Source organism: Enterobacter sp. 342, from assembly GCF_036663495.1.
GTDB lineage: Bacteria > Pseudomonadota > Gammaproteobacteria > Enterobacterales > Enterobacteriaceae > Enterobacter.
Window position 1 is genome coordinate 1 of record NZ_JAWUEI010000045.1, and the last position, 15,752, is coordinate 15,752.

Genomic DNA, 15,752 nt, shown 5'->3' on the forward strand with positions numbered 1-15,752 from the left:
ATTTTTTCTCTTCAACCGACCGGGTTGTTTGTGAAGTGATTCACATCCGCCGTGTCGATGGAGGCGCATTATAGGGATCCCATTTTTTAGCACAAGTACTTTTTGGATCTTTTTTTCCGACTGTCGATTTTCCGCGCTTTTCGCTGAAAACCCACCCGATCTGCTTAAATATTGACGCATTTTACCTTGCCTCGATCCAATAATATGATCAAAGTCTTCTGTATAGCGCTCATCCATAGAGGTAGATATGCCCGCAGTATTACGTCCTTATAAAGATCTGTTCCCCAAAAAAGGCGATCGCGTGATGATCGATGCCAGCAGCGTGGTCATTGGTGATGTGAGAATTGCCGCTGACGTCAGTATCTGGCCACTTGTCGCCATCAGGGGGGATGTCAACTTCGTGTCGATTGGTGCCCGTACCAATATTCAGGATGGTAGTATTTTGCATGTCACACACAAATCCTCATACAACCCGGAGGGCAATCCCCTCATCATTGGAGAGGATGTTACCGTCGGCCATAAAGTGATGCTTCACGGCTGCACTATCGGTAATCGGGTACTTGTGGGGATGGGGTCGATTTTGCTGGATGGTGTGATAGTAGAAGACGACGTAATGATTGGCGCCGGAAGCCTTGTCCCGCAAAACAAACGTCTGGAAAGCGGTTATCTCTATTTAGGTAGCCCGGTGAAACAGATCCGCCCCTTAAAAGAGGCGGAAATTGAAGGGTTGAAATACTCAGCGAATAACTATGTGAAATGGAAAGATGAGTATCTGGCTCAGGACAACCAGACCCAGCCCTGATCGTCTTCCTGTTGATCGCGGATCAAATCGCTGGCTTCTTCTTCGAGATCCCAGCGATTTTCACAAAATACGTCTAGTGGATTAGAACCGCCAAAGCGACTCAGCAACGTTTCTCCGCCGATCGCACAGGTCAATTGCATCCCGTGCACCAGCACCGGAAAACAGACAGCGTGTTTGCTCTCATCCCAGACTTCTCTGTCAGGAAAATGAATTGCCTGGTTCACTCAGTCAGTTCCTGCTTCAGCTTTTCAATCACCGGTTCGACCGCTGGTAACACTCCGTGCCAAAGCAGCACTGCATGCGCCGCCTGCCCCACCAGCATACCTAGTCCATCCGCCAGATGCTTCGCACCGTGTTGTTCACACCAGTTCAGGAAAGGTGTCTTCCCTTTCTGATAAAACATGTCGTAGAAATAGATGTGGTGACTCACCAGTGAAGAAGGGATCGCCGGAACTTCGCCACCGATGCCGCTAGAGGTGGCATTAATGATCAGATCGAACTCGTGACCTGCCAGATCATCAAGCGCAACTGCGCTTACACTGCCGGTATGTGCGAACAACCCCGCTAACGCTTCTGCTCTGGAAAAAGTGCGGTTGGTAATCGTCACAGCACAATCAAAAGATAAAAGAGGAAGCAGTACGCCACGAGAAGCCCCGCCCGCGCCTATCAGTAGAATTCGAAAACCCGGTTTAATAAATGACAGTCTTTCCAGATCGCTAAGCAACCCGATACCATCCGTGTTGTCGCCAAGCAACCGCCCATCCTCAAGCCGTTTTAGCGTATTCACGGCACCGGCAAGAGAAGCACGTTCAGTCAGTTCATCCGCGCGTTCAAAAGCTTCTTCTTTAAAAGGTACCGTCACATTTGCACCTTTACCGCCCGCGTCGAAAAAAGCATTCAGGGTTGGAACAAATGCGTCAACAGGTGCCAGCACGCGGCCATAGGGATGAACTATCTGGAGCTGGTCAGCAAACTGCTGATGGATCCAGGGTGACTTACTGTGCGCTATCGGGTTACCAAAAACAGCATAAGCTTCCATCACATTACCCCTGGCGAAAACGTTCGCCGGTCAAAGCGTCGCGGATTTCCGACGGATTCAGTCGACCACCCGTTTCACCCAATGCTACCGGGAAATCACTACCGAATTGCGCCAGTACTTCTTCAGTTGTTCGGCACGGAGGCAGTCCGGTCAGGTTGGCACTGGTTGAAACCAGCGGTTTGCCAAACGCCAGACACAGTTCTACCACCAGCGGATGGTCGGTGACGCGGACGGCGAGGGAATCAAATTTTCCGGTTAACCAGCGCGGTGTCGTAGGTTGCGCCGGAAAAACAAAGGTCACAGGCCCAGGCCATGCGGAGAAAATAGTCTCCCGCTGAGCCGGTGTTAGCATGGAATCATCAATATAAGGCTTTAGTTGTTCATAATTGGCAGCGATTAAAATCAGCCCTTTTTCGACGGGCCTCTGTTTGAGTGCCAGTAATCGGCCAACGGCCGTCTCGCTATCGGGATCGCAACCGACCCCAAAGACAGCTTCAGTTGGATAGGCGATGACTTCTTCGTTTTTCAGGACATCCACCGCATGCGCAATGGAGCCTGATGGCAGGTTATTATTCACTATTTTGATCCGCCGAAACCGGCTTTCCACATTGTTTACTGGCGCAGAAGCGTTTCATACCTTGCGCCGTTTTCTTCTCAATAAGTAGCGGATAATTGCAATGAGTGCAGACGCCCGCTACCGGTTTGAAATTGATAACGAACTGGCATTCAGGGTAGCGATCACAAGAATGGAAGGTCTTTCCAAAACGAGAACGACGCTGTACCAGTTGCCCACGTAGGCATTGAGGACAAGCAATAGCCGTTTCATCCGGTTTATCAATTTGTTCTGTATGTTCGCATTCGGGGTAACGGCTACATCCAATGAACATGCCGAAACGCCCCTGACGCAGCGCTAACTCGCCGCCGCAGAGAGGGCAAAACTGTCCCTCCAGAATTTTAACGATATGTCCGTCCGCCTGGCTTTTCAGGGGACGGACATAATCACATTCCGGATACTGTGAACAACCGAGAAACGGGCCGTGTTTCCCGGACCGAATAACAAGTTCAGCCCCGCACTGCGGGCAGGGCTCATTTTTATGCACCGTGAATAGTGCTGATTTGGCCATAACAACTCTTGGTGCTGCATATTGAATTAATGCAGCATACCTTCATTCACTTCAAAGAGTAATTCTTCCATCTGCTGATAGGCATTTTCACAGCCCGGGATATTAAACAGCACCATCAGAATCACCCATTTGAGGTCTTCCAGTTCAAATTCTGCTGTATCCAGCGCCATGACGCGCTCTATCACCATTTCTCTCGTTTCGAGGTTTAGCACCTGAATCTGCTCAAGGAATAAAATGAATCCCCGGCAGCTGGCGTCCAGCCTTTCACACTCTTCAGCGGTATAGATGCGTACAGACAATGGGTCAGAAGCAAGCTGCATAGGTTCGGCGAGGCCTTCCTGATAATCAGCCAACTTTTCCAGCCACATCAACGCATTATAGATATCTTCCCGCTCAAACCCCGCATCGGTAAGATCCTGTGTCAATTTGTCCTGATCCACTCGCATTTCTGCTTCGTTATGGATGTAAGTCTCAAACAAATACATCAGTACGTCGAACATGGCATGCCCTCCTTAATCGGACATAGCCGCCGGGTACAGCTGCGATCCACCCTGCTAACTCCAGTTCGAGTAGCTGTGCTACCGTTACTGGCACAGGTTGGCCGGCACGTTCAGCGACAACGTCAACAGGTGTTACCTCATCTCCTACGTTAGCCAGGAGCTTGGGAAATGGCAATGCCACCTTTCCCTGATCTGATGAATATTGTCGCTTTTCGGGATCTTCCTGTAGCCATTGCAACCCATATTGCAAATTTTCAAGAATGTCCCCTACTTCCGTTACCGGTGTTGCACCTTGCTTTATCAGCCAGTGCGGCCCTTCGCATCCGGGGTTACCTATTGGACCGGGCAAGGCAAAAACTTCTCTCCCCTGTTCGAGCGCGCACCGAGCTGTGACCAACGAGCCGCTTCGCAGTGCCGCTTCAACCACCAATACCCCCTGGCTTAACCCGCTGATAATTCGATTACGACGGGGAAAGTTTGCCGGTCTGGGCTGCGCCGAAAGGGGAAACTCAGACACTATCGCACCGCCAGATTCGATGAGACGCATAGCCAAAGCCTGATGCCGACGAGGATAAATGCTAAAAAGACCGTTCCCCAACACGGCTACACTACAGCCTTTTACTGACAGCGCAGCGTTGTGGGCAACGCCATCAATACCACAGGCCAGCCCGCTGGTGATCGTGAACCCGCTTTGAGAAAGCTGCTCGCACAGAATTCTCCCCCATCGCTCTCCGTACCATGACGGCGCACGGCTACCCACAACAGCCAACTGGATAGTGTTAAGCGCCTCAGGGTTGCCTTTTACGAATAATGCCCCCGGATAATCGGGAATCGTTCGAAGCAAGGGAGGATAAAGCGGATCACGCGCCGTCAATAAATGATTGCCCGGCTGCTCAAGCCACTTCAGGCTGCGTTCCAGCCCACTTTCATCTTGAGCAAAGAACCGTTCAGCTTGCTTTGCTGTCAGTCCGGTGTTTCTGAGAACAGGAACATCCAGGCTAGTCTGCTTCTGTAGCTGTGCCGCGGCTTCCAGCATTGCATCGCCACAAAGAGACCCTGTATGTATTAACCGTAACCATATCTCGGTAGATGTCATCCTTTCCCCTGCCATAAGCGGCCTCCGCAATCATTGCGATTGGTCACTGATGCTGTCAATCAATGGGGGATTTGTCTAGAATAGAGGTATTATTGTTATCAACTCCTGAACACGACTCTGGAAATTTATGGCAGTTTTGCAAGTGTTACATATTCCGGACGAGCGCCTTCGCATCGTCGCTGAACCGGTTAAAGAAGTGAATGCAGAAATTCAGCGTATCGTAGATGATATGTTCGATACCATGTACGCCGAAGAAGGCATTGGCCTTGCGGCGACTCAGGTCGACATTCACAAGCGCATTATCGTGATCGACGTTTCTGAAAATCGCGATGGTCGTCTGGTGCTGATCAATCCTGAGTTGCTTGAGAAAAGTGGCGAAACAGGTATTGAGGAAGGCTGTCTGTCCATTCCGGAACAGCGCGCTTTAGTGCCGCGTGCCGAAAAAGTGAAAATTCGCGCTCTGGATCGTGACGGTAATCCGTTCGAGCTGGAAGCAGACGACCTGCTGGCGATTTGTATTCAGCATGAGATGGATCACCTGGTCGGTAAACTGTTTATCGATTACCTCTCACCCCTGAAACAACAGCGTATTCGCCAGAAAGTAGAGAAACTGGATCGTATGCGCTCTCGTGCATAACATCCCGGGATACAAGGAATAACGTGTCTAAATCGCTACGTATTATCTTTGCAGGAACACCTGATTTTGCAGCGCGTCATCTTGACGCGCTGTTATCTTCTGGTCACCAGGTTGTGGGTGTATTTACTCAACCAGATCGTCCGGCTGGCCGTGGCAAAAAGCTGATGCCAAGCCCGGTAAAAGTGTTGGCTGAAGAACATGGATTACCTGTATTCCAGCCAGCCTCCCTACGTTCACCGGAAAACCAGCAACTTGTTGCTGACCTGAATGCCGACGTGATGGTGGTAGTGGCTTACGGTTTAATTCTGCCAAAAGCTGTTCTTGATATGCCTCGCCTGGGCTGTGTAAATGTGCACGGTTCTCTGCTGCCTCGCTGGCGTGGCGCCGCGCCTATCCAGCGTTCTTTATGGGCAGGTGATGCAGAGACTGGCGTCACTATCATGAAGATGGACGTAGGTTTAGACACTGGCGACATGCTGTATAAACTCGCCTGCCCAATTACCGCAGAAGACACCAGCGCAACACTGTACGACAAGCTGGCGGACCTTGGCCCTCAGGGTCTCATCGAGACGCTGCAACAGCTTGCGGATAATACAGCGCAACCTGAAGTTCAGGATGAAGCGCTGGTCACCTATGCCGAAAAGCTGAGCAAAGAAGAAGCGCGAATAGACTGGACCCTGTCAGCGGCTCAACTCGAACGCTGCATTCGCGCGTTTAATCCATGGCCAATGAGCTGGATGGAGATCGATGAGCAGCCAGTGAAAGTCTGGAAAGCCTCCGTCATTAGCGGTAATACCACGGCTGAACCCGGTACGATTATTGATGCCAGCAAGAACGGTATCCAGGTGGCGACAGCGCAAGGGATCCTGAATCTTGAATCGCTGCAACCGGCCGGTAAGAAAGCCATGAGTGCTCAGGACCTGTTAAATTCCCGTCGCGAATGGTTTATCCCTGGCAATCGTCTTGCCTGAACAAATTTATTCTTAAGGCCCGGAGTTTCCGGGCATTTTTATTTTTACGGTTATGAAAAAACAAAATCTACGCAGTATGGCGGCTCAGGCCGTTGAGCAGGTTATCGAGCAGGGCCAGTCTTTGAGTAACGTCCTGCCTCCACTGCAACAAAAAGTCTCTGATAAAGACAAAGCCCTGCTTCAGGAGCTCTGCTTTGGCGTCCTGCGCACCCTTTCTCAGCTTGAGTGGTTGATTAATAAGCTGATGTCGCGGCCAATGACCGGCAAGCAACGTACCGTACATTATTTGATTATGGTAGGTTTCTATCAGCTTCTTCATACCCGTATTCCACCTCATGCCGCTCTGGCTGAGACAGTGGAAGGTGCTGTTGCGATCAAACGTCCCCAACTGAAAGGTCTGATCAACGGAGTACTGCGTCAGTTCCAGCGACAGCAGGAAGAGCTTCTTGCTGAGTTTGCTCAAAGTGAAACACGTTTCCTGCACCCGGAATGGCTTCTGAATCGCCTGAAAAAAGCTTATCCGCAGCAGTGGCAGGACATTGCCGAAGCCAATAACCAGCGCCCGCCTATGTGGTTGCGCGTGAATCGTAATCATCATTCTCGCGATGCCTGGCTGGCCTTGCTTGAAGAGGCTGGAATGAACGGCTTCACACATGACGCCTATCCTGATGCCGTACGTTTAGCATCGCCTGCACCGGTACATGCATTACCCGGTTTTGACGAAGGCTGGGTAACAGTACAGGATGCCTCTGCTCAGGGTTGCATGACCTGGCTTGAACCCAAAAATGGAGAGCAGATCCTCGATCTCTGCGCCGCGCCAGGAGGCAAAACCACGCATATTCTGGAAGTTGCGCCTCAGGCCAGCGTATTGGCAGTGGACGTTGATGAACAACGTCTTTCACGCGTCTACGACAACCTGAAACGTCTGGGTATGAAGGCGCAGGTTAAGCAAGGTGATGGGCGCAAACCCGCAGAATGGTGTGGCGAGACGAAATTTGATCGGATTTTGCTGGACGCTCCCTGCTCAGCAACCGGTGTTATTCGCCGTCATCCGGATATTAAGTGGCTGCGTCGTGACCGTGATATTAAGGAACTTGCCCAGCTGCAATCCGACATTCTTGATGCTATCTGGCCACATCTGAAACCTGGCGGAACACTGGTCTATGCGACGTGTTCCATACTTCCGGAAGAGAACAGCCAGCAAATTGCGGCTTTCCTTAAACGTACTCCGGACGCTGCGTTAAGAGATACGGGGACACCTGAATGCCCCGGTCAGCAGAACCTGCCTGGTGCAGAAGAGGGTGATGGCTTCTTTTACGCTAAGCTAATCAAAGAGTGATGTTGAGAACAGGTCACGAGATATGAAGATAATCATTCTGGGCGCAGGACAGGTTGGTGGAACGCTGGCAGAGAACCTGGTTGGCGAAAACAACGACATCACAATTGTTGATACCAACGGCGATCGGCTGCGCGTGTTGCAGGACAAGTTTGACCTTCGTGTTGTGCAGGGTCACGGCTCGCATCCGCGAGTCCTTCGTGAAGCGGGTGCCGATGATGCCGACATGCTGGTTGCAGTAACCAGCTCTGACGAAACCAATATGGTTGCTTGTCAGGTGGCTTACTCACTTTTCAACACACCAAACCGAATCGCGCGCATTCGCTCTCCTGACTATGTTCGTGATGCAGAGAAACTGTTCAATTCAGAAGCAGTACCGATTGACCATCTCATTGCGCCAGAACAACTGGTTATCGACAATATCTATCGCCTGATCGAATATCCTGGCGCACTGCAGGTAGTGAACTTTGCCGAAGGTAAAGTGAGTCTTGCAGTGGTTAAGGCCTATTACGGTGGGCCATTAATCGGCAATGCGCTCTCCACAATGCGTGAGCATATGCCGCATATTGATACTCGTGTCGCAGCCATTTTCCGCCACGACAGACCTATTCGTCCCCAAGGCTCCACGATTGTTGAAGCCGGCGATGAGGTCTTCTTTATTGCGGCCTCTCAGCATATTCGCGCAGTGATGAGTGAACTTCAGCGTCTCGAGAAGCCATATAAACGTATTATGCTGGTCGGTGGTGGCAATATCGGTGCTGGCCTGGCGCGTAGACTGGAAAAAGATTACAGCGTGAAATTGATCGAACGAGATCAGCAACGAGCTTCTGAACTGGCAGAAAAGTTGCAGAACACGATCGTATTTTATGGCGATGCATCGGATCAGGAACTACTGGCTGAAGAACATATTGATCAGGTTGATCTGTTTATTGCCGTCACCAACGACGATGAAGCAAATATTATGTCAGCCATGCTCGCCAAACGAATGGGGGCAAAAAAGGTGATGGTGCTTATTCAGCGCCGGGCTTATGTTGACCTTGTTCAGGGGAGTGTCATTGATATCGCCATTTCGCCACAGCAAGCGACTATTTCCGCACTCCTGAGCCATGTTCGCAAAGCGGATATTGTCGGCGTTTCATCTCTGCGTCGCGGCGTAGCAGAAGCCATTGAAGCCGTAGCTCATGGCGATGAAACCACATCACGCGTTGTGGGCCGTGCCATTGATGAGATTAAACTTCCACCGGGGACAATTATCGGGGCCGTGGTACGTGGGAATGATGTCATGATTGCCAATGATAATTTACGTATCGAGCAAGGGGACCACGTTATTATGTTCCTTACCGATAAAAAATTTATTACCGATGTCGAACGCCTGTTCCAGCCGAGTCCATTCTTCCTGTAATCATTCAGGTGCTCCTCAAAGAGCACCTGAACATAATCCCTCTATTTAACATGCCTTTTATTTTTCATAACGATTATTTATCCCCAATGGCAAATAGCTAATCATTTGTTAAACTTATAATCGTCAGCTGGCACAAGGAGAGCATAATGAGTTTTATTAAAGAATTTCGCGAATTTGCGATGCGCGGGAATGTAGTAGATTTGGCAGTGGGTGTCATTATTGGTGCGGCATTCGGTAAGATCGTCTCATCATTGGTAGCCGACATTATCATGCCACCGTTGGGTTTATTAATCGGGGGCATTGATTTCAAACAATTTGCCGTCACACTTCGGGATGCACAGGGCGATGTCCCGGCGGTTGTAATGCATTACGGTGTGTTCATTCAGAACATATTCGACTTTGTAATTGTGGCGTTTGCAATTTTTATGGCCATCAAGCTTATCAACAAGCTAAATCGTAAAAAAGAAGAACCTGCAGCAGCGCCAGCACCTACAAAAGAAGAAGTTTTGCTGACAGAGATTCGCGATCTGTTAAAAGAGCAGAATAATCGCTCTTGATCAGAAACTAAAAGCAAGAAGGCCAGTGGTAAAAAAGCAATCCGCTTGTTTGCCACTGGCCTCCCAGTTACCCCGTTTTGCATGTTTGTCTTTACGCAGATAACTTCCCTTCCCTTTTTTACTTTTCTCGACGCGCTGTCTGAAGAGCGGGTCGTGTAGTAGAGCTTCAATAGCGTTATCTTTGATTTGTCCCTTCGTATGCTGATAGCGGCTCATAATTTCTCCTGAGCATGGTTAATGTCGACGGAAGTCTAGATCCGGGCGGACAAAAAATCAACTGCCCTCCATTTCTCCACTGGCCCCCTGTTCAAGGGCTTCCAGAATTGAACAATAGATGCTGCTGTGCGCCGTTCCACAGCAAGCGTCATTCAGCCTTTGTAAAGAACGCTGCATAGTCTGCAACTCCTGAATGCGCGCTTCAACCTCGTCCAGGCGAGCCTGAACAATACTCTTCGACTCCTGGCAGGTATGATGTTCCGGATCAATACGGATCGATAATAACTCGCGGATCGAATCCAGTGTGAAACCAAGCTGTCGCGCATAACGAATAAACCGCAGACGTTGTAGATCGTTATCGGTATAAAGGCGAAAACCACCCTCAGTGCGAACTTCATGATCAATCATCTGCTGCTTTTCATAGTATCGGATGGTATCCGGTGTTACGTTCGCGAGCTTTGCAAGTTCACCGATACGGTACATAACTATTCCTCGTTTATTTTATGCATCAATCTTTCGCCGTATTCACCGTGCAGAAAGTCAGTATTCATTCCCGCCTGGCGAAGCTTAAGTTCAATCAGTGCGAGCCGACGGGTAAGTTCAGAATGTCGAGGATCGTCCTGACGGATACCTTTGAGTAGATCAGCAAGCTCAACCGCCTCCCTGCGCTGTTCGAGTTCAGGAGGAAGACAACCTGCATTTTTCAGTAATCGATATCCTGCACGTAATTCTGGCGCGATGTGCGAATCGTCTTCCAGCACAAGGGGAGCACCACTTCCTGGAAGATCATCAAATTCACCTTTTTTTTGGGCATCGCGAATATGGCGTTCTGCCCACTGATCGAGCAACCACATTATTAGCTCCAGGGAAAGAACAGATTTGATACAGACATTGTAGAGAAGTGGGGATATACCGGATATAAAAAAACCCGCCGAGGCGGGTTTTTTTACGTTACTACAGATTACTCTGCAGCAGCTTCTGCTTTCTCTGAACGATCAACCAGCTCGATGTAAGCCATCGGCGCGTTGTCGCCTGCACGGAAGCCACACTTCAGAATGCGAGTGTAACCACCGGCACGGCTCGCAAAACGCGGGCCCAGTTCGTTAAACAGTTTTGCCACGATCTCGTTATCACGAGTACGGGCGAATGCCAGACGACGATTAGCAACGCTGTCAGTCTTGGCAAGAGTAATCAGCGGCTCAACTACGCGACGCAGCTCTTTCGCTTTAGGCAGGGTCGTCTTGATGATCTCATGACGAACCAGTGAACCTGCCATGTTGCGGAACATAGCCTGGCGATGGCTGCTGTTGCGGTTCAGTTGACGACCACTCTTACGATGGCGCATGACCTTATCCTTCTCAGTAAAACCTTAACCTGTGATCCGGTTACTCGTCAGCAATACTAGCTGGTGGCCAGTTTTCCAGGCGCATACCCAGAGACAGACCACGTGAAGCCAGCACGTCTTTAATCTCAGTAAGAGATTTTTTACCCAGGTTCGGCGTTTTCAGCAACTCAACCTCGGTACGCTGTACCAGATCACCGATATAGTGGATAGCTTCTGCCTTGAGGCAGTTAGCAGAGCGGACAGTCAATTCGAGATCGTCAACAGGGCGCAGCAGGATCGGATCGAATTCTGGTTTCTCTTCTTTCACTTCCGGCTGACGAACATCACGTAAGTCAACGAAAGCTTCCAGTTGTTCTGCCAGGATGGTTGCCGCACGACGAATCGCCTCTTCAGGATCGATTGTGCCGTTGGTTTCCATTTCGATGACCAGCTTGTCCAGGTCGGTACGCTGTTCTACACGCGCTGCTTCAACATTGTAGGCAATACGCTCTACAGGGCTGTAGCATGCGTCGACCAGCAGACGGCCGATTGGGCGCTCATCTTCTTCCGAATGAATTCGGGCAGAAGCCGGCACATAACCACGACCGCGCTGAACTTTGATACGCATGCTAATAGCTGCGTTCTCATCGGTCAGGTGGCAGATCACGTGCTGCGGCTTGACGATTTCAACATCACCGTCGTGGGTGATGTCGGCTGCAGTCACAGGGCCAATGCCAGATTTATTCAGAGTAAGAATAACTTCATCTTTACCCTGAACTCTCACCGCCAGCCCTTTCAGGTTGAGCAGGATTTCAAGGATATCTTCCTGAACGCCTTCTTTGGTGCTGTACTCATGAAGTACACCATCAATCTCAACCTCGGTCACCGCGCAACCCGGCATCGATGAGAGCAGAATACGGCGCAGTGCGTTACCCAGAGTATGGCCAAAGCCACGCTCTAAAGGCTCAAGGGTCACCTTGGCGTGCGTCGAACTCACTTGCTCGATATCTACCAGGCGCGGTTTTAGAAACTCTGTCACAGAACCCTGCATTGTGTCCTCTCTTTGGTACTAAGCTTTACTTGGAGTAAAGCTCGACGATCAGGTGTTCGTTAATGTCCGCAGACAGATCAGAACGTTCTGGCTGACGCTTGAACGTACCTTCCATCTTGCCAGCATCAACTTCCAGCCAGGTTGGCTTTTCACGCTGCTCAGCCAGCTCCAGAGCGGCCTTCACGCGAGATTGCTTTTTCGCTTTCTCACGAATGCTAACAACGTCATTCGCTTTAACCTGATAAGAAGCGATGTTAACAACACGACCGTTTACCATGATTGCTTTGTGGCTAACCAGCTGACGTGATTCAGCACGAGTAGCGCCGAAGCCCATACGGTATACAACGTTGTCCAGACGACCTTCCAGCAGAGCCAGCAGGTTTTCACCCGTGTTGCCTTTCAGACGTGCTGCTTCTTTATAGTAGTTACGGAACTGACGCTCCAGCACACCGTACATACGGCGAACTTTTTGCTTTTCACGCAACTGCACACCATAGTCAGACAGACGCGGTTTACGCGCACCGTGCTGGCCAGGAGCTTGTTCAATTTTACACTTGGTATCGATCGCGCGAACGCCAGACTTAAGGAATAAGTCGGTGCCCTCACGACGGCTCAGCTTGAGCTTAGGACCCAAATATCTTGCCATTTTCTATCTCCAACTAACCTAAAAAACGAGCGTTATACGCGACGTTTTTTCGGCGGACGACAACCGTTATGAGGGATCGGAGTCACATCAGTAATATTAGTGATGCGGAAACCAGCGGCGTTCAGAGCGCGAACAGTAGATTCACGACCCGGACCCGGACCTTTAACCATAACTTCCAGATTCTTGATGCCGTATTCTTTTACGGCTTCAGCGCAACGCTCTGCTGCAACCTGAGCTGCGAACGGAGTGGATTTGCGAGAACCACGGAAACCGGAACCACCGGCTGTTGCCCAACCCAATGCGTTACCCTGACGATCAGTAATAGTAACGATGGTGTTGTTGAAAGAAGCATGGATATGAGCCACGCCGTCAGAGACTTGTTTTCTTACACGTTTACGTGCACGAACTGGTGCCTTTGCCATTATTCAATCACCCCGATTATTTCTTGATCGGTTTGCGCGGACCCTTACGGGTACGTGCGTTGGTCTTAGTACGCTGACCGCGCACTGGCAGACCACGACGATGACGCAAACCGCGATAGCAACCAAGATCCATCAGGCGCTTGATGCTCATGCTGATTTCACGGCGCAGATCACCTTCAACGACAAATTTGGCAACTTCGTCACGCAGCGTGTCGATTTGTTCTTCAGACAGCTCACTGATCTTAACATCTTCAGCGATACCCGCTGCAGCCAGAATGGCTTTAGAACGGGTCTTGCCGACGCCGTAGATCGAAGTTAATGCGATCACAGCATGTTTCTGATCAGGAATGTTAATGCCTGCTATACGGGCCACTATGCACTCCTACTATTTAATATGTACGCACCATGCTGAAAAGCCCGTTTTCAGGATACTCAAATGGAAACGTACAGACATACAAAAGATTGGCTGGCTAATCTAGCCAGCTCAACCCAACTTTGCAAGAAAAATATGCGAAATAATCAGCCTTGGCGCTGTTTATGCTTCGGCTCGGCACTGCAAATCACACGGATGACACCATCACGCTTAACGATTTTGCAGTTACGGCATAATTTCTTGACGGAAGCACGAACTTTCATTTTTACTCTCCGTAACTTCTCAGGCGACCAATTAGCGGCCGTAGCCTTTCAGGTTCGCCTTCTTCAATGCAGACTCGTACTGACTGGACATCATCAGAGTTTGCACTTGAGCCATAAAGTCCATAATCACGACAACAACGATAAGCAGTGAGGTTCCACCGAAGTAGAACGGTACTTTCATTGCATCACGCATGAACTCCGGGATCAGGCAGATAAAAGTAATATAAAGCGCACCAACCAAAGTCAGGCGAGTCATTACTTTATCGATATACTTCGCCGTTTGCTCTCCCGGACGAATTCCTGGTACAAATGCACCGGACTTCTTCAGGTTATCTGCTGTTTCACGCGGGTTGAAGACCAACGCCGTGTAGAAGAAACAGAAGAAGATGATCGCAGACGCATAGAGTAACACATAAAGTGGTTGCCCAGGCTGCAAATACAGCGAAATTGTTGTCAGCCAGTTCCAACCAGTCCCGCCCCCGAACCATGACGCGATGGTCGCCGGGAACAGAATAATACTGGAAGCGAAGATCGCCGGGATTACCCCTGCCATATTCACTTTCAGCGGTAAATGTGTGCTCTGTGCAGCATAGACACGACGACCTTGCTGACGTTTAGCGTAGTTCACCACAATGCGGCGTTGACCACGTTCAACGAAGACAACAAAGAACGTCACTGCAAATACTAATACTGCAACCAACAGCAACAGGAGGAAGTGCAGGTCGCCTTGACGCGCTTGCTCGATAGTATGGGCGATGGCTGGCGGGAGGCCCGCAACAATACCGGCGAAGATAATGATTGAGATACCGTTACCGATACCACGCTCAGTAATCTGTTCGCCGAGCCACATCAGGAACATTGTCCCTGTGACCAGACTAACAACAGCGGTGAAATAGAATGCAAAGCCTGGGTTTAATACCAGGCCCTGCATACCAGGCATATTCGGAAGACCGGTAGCAATACCGATCGACTGGAATATTGCCAGCACCAGAGTACCGTAACGGGTGTACTGACTAATCTTACGACGTCCAGACTCCCCTTCTTTCTTCAACTCTGCCAGGGCCGGATGAACGACCGTCAGCAACTGGATAATAATAGATGCCGAAATGTACGGCATAATACCCAGAGCGAAGATAGAAGCACGGCTGAGAGCACCACCAGAGAACATGTTGAACATTTCAATGATGGTGCCTCGCTGTTGCTCAAGCAGTTTGGCAAGTACAGCGGCATCGATACCAGGGATCGGAATAAAAGAGCCAATACGGAACACAATCAGCGCGCCGATAACAAACAGCAGTCTGCGTTTCAGCTCGCCAAATCCACCTTTGGCACTTTGAAAATCTAATCCCGGTTGCTTAGCCATCTGCTACTTATTCCTCAATTTTACCGCCAGCAGCTTCGATAGCAGCACGAGCACCTTTAGTAACACGCAGGCCACGAACAGTTACCGGAGTAGAAACTTCACCAGCCAGGATCACTTTCGCGAACTCGATCTGGATACCGATAATGTTAGCTGCTTTCAGCGTGTTCAGGTCTACAACGCCGCCTTCAACTTTCGCCAGGTCAGACAGACGGATTTCCGCTGTGATCGCTGCTTTGCGAGAGGTGAAGCCGAACTTCGGCAGACGACGGTACAGTGGCATCTGGCCACCCTCGAAACCGCGACGTACGCCACCGCCAGAACGAGAGTTCTGACCTTTGTGACCACGACCACCGGTTTTACCGAGGCCAGAACCGATACCACGACCCAGGCGTTTACCCGCCTTTTTAGAGCCTTCGGCCGGAGACAGAGTATTTAAACGCATCTCTTACTCCTCAACTTTAACCATGAAGTAAACCGCGTTGACCATACCGCGAACAGCAGGAGTATCCTCGCGCTCAACGGTATGACCAATACGACGCAGACCCAGGCCAAGCAGCGTTGCCTTGTGTTTCGGCAGACGACCGATTGCACTGCGGGTTTGAGTGATTTTAATAGTCTTTGCCATGGTCA

25 protein-coding genes are annotated in these 15,752 nt (G+C 50.2%); 6 read left to right on the forward strand and 19 right to left on the reverse strand.

The window, feature by feature from the left end; translation table 11 throughout:
• On the reverse strand, positions 1-237 hold a 237-nt coding region (locus tag V6E55_RS22820), incomplete at its 3' end, for a hypothetical protein (RefSeq protein WP_316943978.1).
• Positions 238-247: 10 nt separating this feature from the next.
• Here V6E55_RS22820 and V6E55_RS22825 point away from each other — a divergent pair.
• Complete coding sequence (locus V6E55_RS22825; protein WP_316943979.1) at positions 248-802, forward strand: gamma carbonic anhydrase family protein; 555 nt, start codon at positions 248-250, stop codon at positions 800-802.
• Here V6E55_RS22825 and V6E55_RS22830 read toward each other — a convergent pair.
• From V6E55_RS22830 to dprA, 6 genes are read right to left on the reverse strand one after another with little or no spacing between them, the layout of a single operon-like run.
• Positions 778-1,026, reverse strand: coding sequence for a DUF1488 domain-containing protein (locus V6E55_RS22830; protein ID WP_114980124.1), 249 nt, complete (start codon positions 1,024-1,026; stop codon positions 778-780). The genes V6E55_RS22825 and V6E55_RS22830 overlap by 25 nt on opposite strands.
• The gene (gene aroE / locus V6E55_RS22835; protein ID WP_316943980.1) at positions 1,023-1,841 is read right to left on the reverse strand and encodes a shikimate dehydrogenase; all 819 of its coding nucleotides are present in this window, start codon (positions 1,839-1,841) and stop codon (positions 1,023-1,025) included. The genes V6E55_RS22830 and aroE overlap by 4 nt, the downstream gene beginning before the upstream one ends.
• A 4-nt stretch (positions 1,842-1,845) precedes the next feature.
• On the reverse strand, positions 1,846-2,418 hold the full coding sequence (tsaC, locus tag V6E55_RS22840) for an L-threonylcarbamoyladenylate synthase type 1 TsaC (protein WP_236921415.1): 573 nt from the start codon (positions 2,416-2,418) through the stop codon (positions 1,846-1,848).
• The gene (locus V6E55_RS22845) at positions 2,411-2,965 is read right to left on the reverse strand and encodes a DNA topoisomerase family protein (RefSeq protein WP_316943981.1); all 555 of its coding nucleotides are present in this window, start codon (positions 2,963-2,965) and stop codon (positions 2,411-2,413) included. The genes tsaC and V6E55_RS22845 overlap by 8 nt, the downstream gene beginning before the upstream one ends.
• 26 nt (positions 2,966-2,991) lie before the next feature.
• On the reverse strand, positions 2,992-3,465 hold the full coding sequence (gene smg / locus V6E55_RS22850; RefSeq protein WP_008503477.1) for a DUF494 family protein Smg: 474 nt from the start codon (positions 3,463-3,465) through the stop codon (positions 2,992-2,994).
• Entirely contained in the window at positions 3,437-4,561 is a 1,125-nt protein-coding gene (dprA, locus tag V6E55_RS22855) for a DNA-protecting protein DprA (protein ID WP_316943982.1), read from the reverse strand. The genes smg and dprA overlap by 29 nt, the downstream gene beginning before the upstream one ends.
• A 127-nt stretch (positions 4,562-4,688) precedes the next feature.
• Here dprA and def point away from each other — a divergent pair, with 127 nt between their 5' ends.
• The 5 genes from def to mscL all read left to right on the forward strand — a co-directional run bounded on the left by def (position 4,689) and on the right by mscL (position 9,464).
• The gene (gene def, locus V6E55_RS22860) at positions 4,689-5,198 is read left to right on the forward strand and encodes a peptide deformylase (protein WP_028018484.1); all 510 of its coding nucleotides are present in this window, start codon (positions 4,689-4,691) and stop codon (positions 5,196-5,198) included.
• A gap of 23 nt (positions 5,199-5,221) precedes the next feature.
• Complete coding sequence (gene fmt, locus V6E55_RS22865; protein ID WP_129994862.1) at positions 5,222-6,169, forward strand: methionyl-tRNA formyltransferase; 948 nt, start codon at positions 5,222-5,224, stop codon at positions 6,167-6,169.
• A 52-nt stretch (positions 6,170-6,221) separates the two neighbouring features.
• Positions 6,222-7,508 (forward strand): 16S rRNA (cytosine(967)-C(5))-methyltransferase RsmB, encoded by a 1,287-nt coding sequence (gene rsmB, locus V6E55_RS22870; RefSeq protein ID WP_114980118.1) that lies wholly within the window; start codon positions 6,222-6,224, stop codon positions 7,506-7,508.
• Positions 7,509-7,530: 22 nt separating this feature from the next.
• A complete protein-coding gene (gene trkA, locus V6E55_RS22875; protein ID WP_013099016.1) occupies positions 7,531-8,907 on the forward strand; it encodes a Trk system potassium transporter TrkA in 1,377 nt (458 codons plus the stop codon).
• Between the two features lie 146 nt (positions 8,908-9,053).
• Positions 9,054-9,464, forward strand: coding sequence for a large-conductance mechanosensitive channel protein MscL (gene mscL / locus V6E55_RS22880; protein WP_014072054.1), 411 nt, complete (start codon positions 9,054-9,056; stop codon positions 9,462-9,464).
• Here the strand turns inward: mscL and V6E55_RS22885 are convergent, their stop codons facing one another.
• The 12 genes from V6E55_RS22885 to rpmD form a co-directional block, all read right to left on the reverse strand.
• Complete coding sequence (locus V6E55_RS22885; RefSeq protein ID WP_236921410.1) at positions 9,465-9,680, reverse strand: alternative ribosome-rescue factor A; 216 nt, start codon at positions 9,678-9,680, stop codon at positions 9,465-9,467.
• Positions 9,681-9,737: 57 nt separating this feature from the next.
• Complete coding sequence (zntR, locus tag V6E55_RS22890; protein WP_028018489.1) at positions 9,738-10,163, reverse strand: Zn(2+)-responsive transcriptional regulator; 426 nt, start codon at positions 10,161-10,163, stop codon at positions 9,738-9,740.
• Between the two features lie 2 nt (positions 10,164-10,165).
• A complete protein-coding gene (locus tag V6E55_RS22895) occupies positions 10,166-10,534 on the reverse strand; it encodes a DUF1992 domain-containing protein (protein WP_114980116.1) in 369 nt (122 codons plus the stop codon).
• A gap of 107 nt (positions 10,535-10,641) precedes the next feature.
• Positions 10,642-11,025, reverse strand: coding sequence for a 50S ribosomal protein L17 (gene rplQ / locus V6E55_RS22900; RefSeq protein ID WP_001216368.1), 384 nt, complete (start codon positions 11,023-11,025; stop codon positions 10,642-10,644).
• A 40-nt stretch (positions 11,026-11,065) separates the two neighbouring features.
• Positions 11,066-12,055: a DNA-directed RNA polymerase subunit alpha gene (locus V6E55_RS22905; protein WP_002919219.1), complete on the reverse strand. Its 990-nt coding sequence runs from the start codon at positions 12,053-12,055 to the stop codon at positions 11,066-11,068.
• Between the two features lie 25 nt (positions 12,056-12,080).
• Positions 12,081-12,701: a 30S ribosomal protein S4 gene (rpsD, locus tag V6E55_RS22910; protein ID WP_004868345.1), complete on the reverse strand. Its 621-nt coding sequence runs from the start codon at positions 12,699-12,701 to the stop codon at positions 12,081-12,083.
• 32 nt (positions 12,702-12,733) lie between these two features.
• Positions 12,734-13,123, reverse strand: a complete 390-nt coding sequence (gene rpsK / locus V6E55_RS22915) for a 30S ribosomal protein S11 (protein ID WP_003863312.1) — start codon at positions 13,121-13,123, stop codon at positions 12,734-12,736.
• Positions 13,124-13,139: 16 nt separating this feature from the next.
• Entirely contained in the window at positions 13,140-13,496 is a 357-nt protein-coding gene (gene rpsM, locus V6E55_RS22920) for a 30S ribosomal protein S13 (RefSeq protein ID WP_003863308.1), read from the reverse strand.
• Positions 13,497-13,642: 146 nt separating this feature from the next.
• On the reverse strand, positions 13,643-13,759 hold the full coding sequence (gene rpmJ, locus V6E55_RS22925) for a 50S ribosomal protein L36 (protein ID WP_000868187.1): 117 nt from the start codon (positions 13,757-13,759) through the stop codon (positions 13,643-13,645).
• 31 nt (positions 13,760-13,790) lie between these two features.
• Positions 13,791-15,122 carry a preprotein translocase subunit SecY gene (gene secY, locus V6E55_RS22930; protein ID WP_003863305.1) on the reverse strand — a complete coding sequence of 444 codons (1,332 nt, stop codon included), beginning with the start codon at positions 15,120-15,122 and terminating at the stop codon, positions 13,791-13,793.
• 7 nt (positions 15,123-15,129) lie between these two features.
• Complete coding sequence (gene rplO, locus V6E55_RS22935) at positions 15,130-15,564, reverse strand: 50S ribosomal protein L15 (protein ID WP_003863304.1); 435 nt, start codon at positions 15,562-15,564, stop codon at positions 15,130-15,132.
• 3 nt (positions 15,565-15,567) lie between these two features.
• Positions 15,568-15,747, reverse strand: coding sequence for a 50S ribosomal protein L30 (gene rpmD, locus V6E55_RS22940; RefSeq protein ID WP_003863301.1), 180 nt, complete (start codon positions 15,745-15,747; stop codon positions 15,568-15,570).
• Positions 15,748-15,752 lie beyond the last annotated feature (5 nt).

Bases quoted from the DNA above. Each gene is read 5' to 3' on its own strand.
- V6E55_RS22825 (WP_316943979.1), top strand. From the start codon at position 248: ATGCCCGCAGTATTACGTCCTTATAAAGATCTGTTCCCCAAAAAAGGC.
- aroE (WP_316943980.1), bottom strand. From the start codon at position 1,841: ATGGAAGCTTATGCTGTTTTTGGTAACCCGATAGCGCACAGTAAGTCA.
- V6E55_RS22845 (WP_316943981.1), bottom strand. From the start codon at position 2,965: ATGGCCAAATCAGCACTATTCACGGTGCATAAAAATGAGCCCTGCCCG.
- smg (WP_008503477.1), bottom strand. From the start codon at position 3,465: ATGTTCGACGTACTGATGTATTTGTTTGAGACTTACATCCATAACGAA.
- dprA (WP_316943982.1), bottom strand. From the start codon at position 4,561: ATGACATCTACCGAGATATGGTTACGGTTAATACATACAGGGTCTCTT.
- def (WP_028018484.1), top strand. From the start codon at position 4,689: ATGGCAGTTTTGCAAGTGTTACATATTCCGGACGAGCGCCTTCGCATC.
- rsmB (WP_114980118.1), top strand. From the start codon at position 6,222: ATGAAAAAACAAAATCTACGCAGTATGGCGGCTCAGGCCGTTGAGCAG.
- trkA (WP_013099016.1), top strand. From the start codon at position 7,531: ATGAAGATAATCATTCTGGGCGCAGGACAGGTTGGTGGAACGCTGGCA.
- mscL (WP_014072054.1), top strand. From the start codon at position 9,054: ATGAGTTTTATTAAAGAATTTCGCGAATTTGCGATGCGCGGGAATGTA.
- V6E55_RS22885 (WP_236921410.1), bottom strand. From the start codon at position 9,680: ATGAGCCGCTATCAGCATACGAAGGGACAAATCAAAGATAACGCTATT.
- zntR (WP_028018489.1), bottom strand. From the start codon at position 10,163: ATGTACCGTATCGGTGAACTTGCAAAGCTCGCGAACGTAACACCGGAT.
- V6E55_RS22895 (WP_114980116.1), bottom strand. From the start codon at position 10,534: ATGTGGTTGCTCGATCAGTGGGCAGAACGCCATATTCGCGATGCCCAA.
- rplQ (WP_001216368.1), bottom strand. From the start codon at position 11,025: ATGCGCCATCGTAAGAGTGGTCGTCAACTGAACCGCAACAGCAGCCAT.
- V6E55_RS22905 (WP_002919219.1), bottom strand. From the start codon at position 12,055: ATGCAGGGTTCTGTGACAGAGTTTCTAAAACCGCGCCTGGTAGATATC.
- rpsD (WP_004868345.1), bottom strand. From the start codon at position 12,701: ATGGCAAGATATTTGGGTCCTAAGCTCAAGCTGAGCCGTCGTGAGGGC.
- rpsK (WP_003863312.1), bottom strand. From the start codon at position 13,123: ATGGCAAAGGCACCAGTTCGTGCACGTAAACGTGTAAGAAAACAAGTC.
- rpmJ (WP_000868187.1), bottom strand. From the start codon at position 13,759: ATGAAAGTTCGTGCTTCCGTCAAGAAATTATGCCGTAACTGCAAAATC.
- secY (WP_003863305.1), bottom strand. From the start codon at position 15,122: ATGGCTAAGCAACCGGGATTAGATTTTCAAAGTGCCAAAGGTGGATTT.
- rplO (WP_003863304.1), bottom strand. From the start codon at position 15,564: ATGCGTTTAAATACTCTGTCTCCGGCCGAAGGCTCTAAAAAGGCGGGT.
- rpmD (WP_003863301.1), bottom strand. From the start codon at position 15,747: ATGGCAAAGACTATTAAAATCACTCAAACCCGCAGTGCAATCGGTCGT.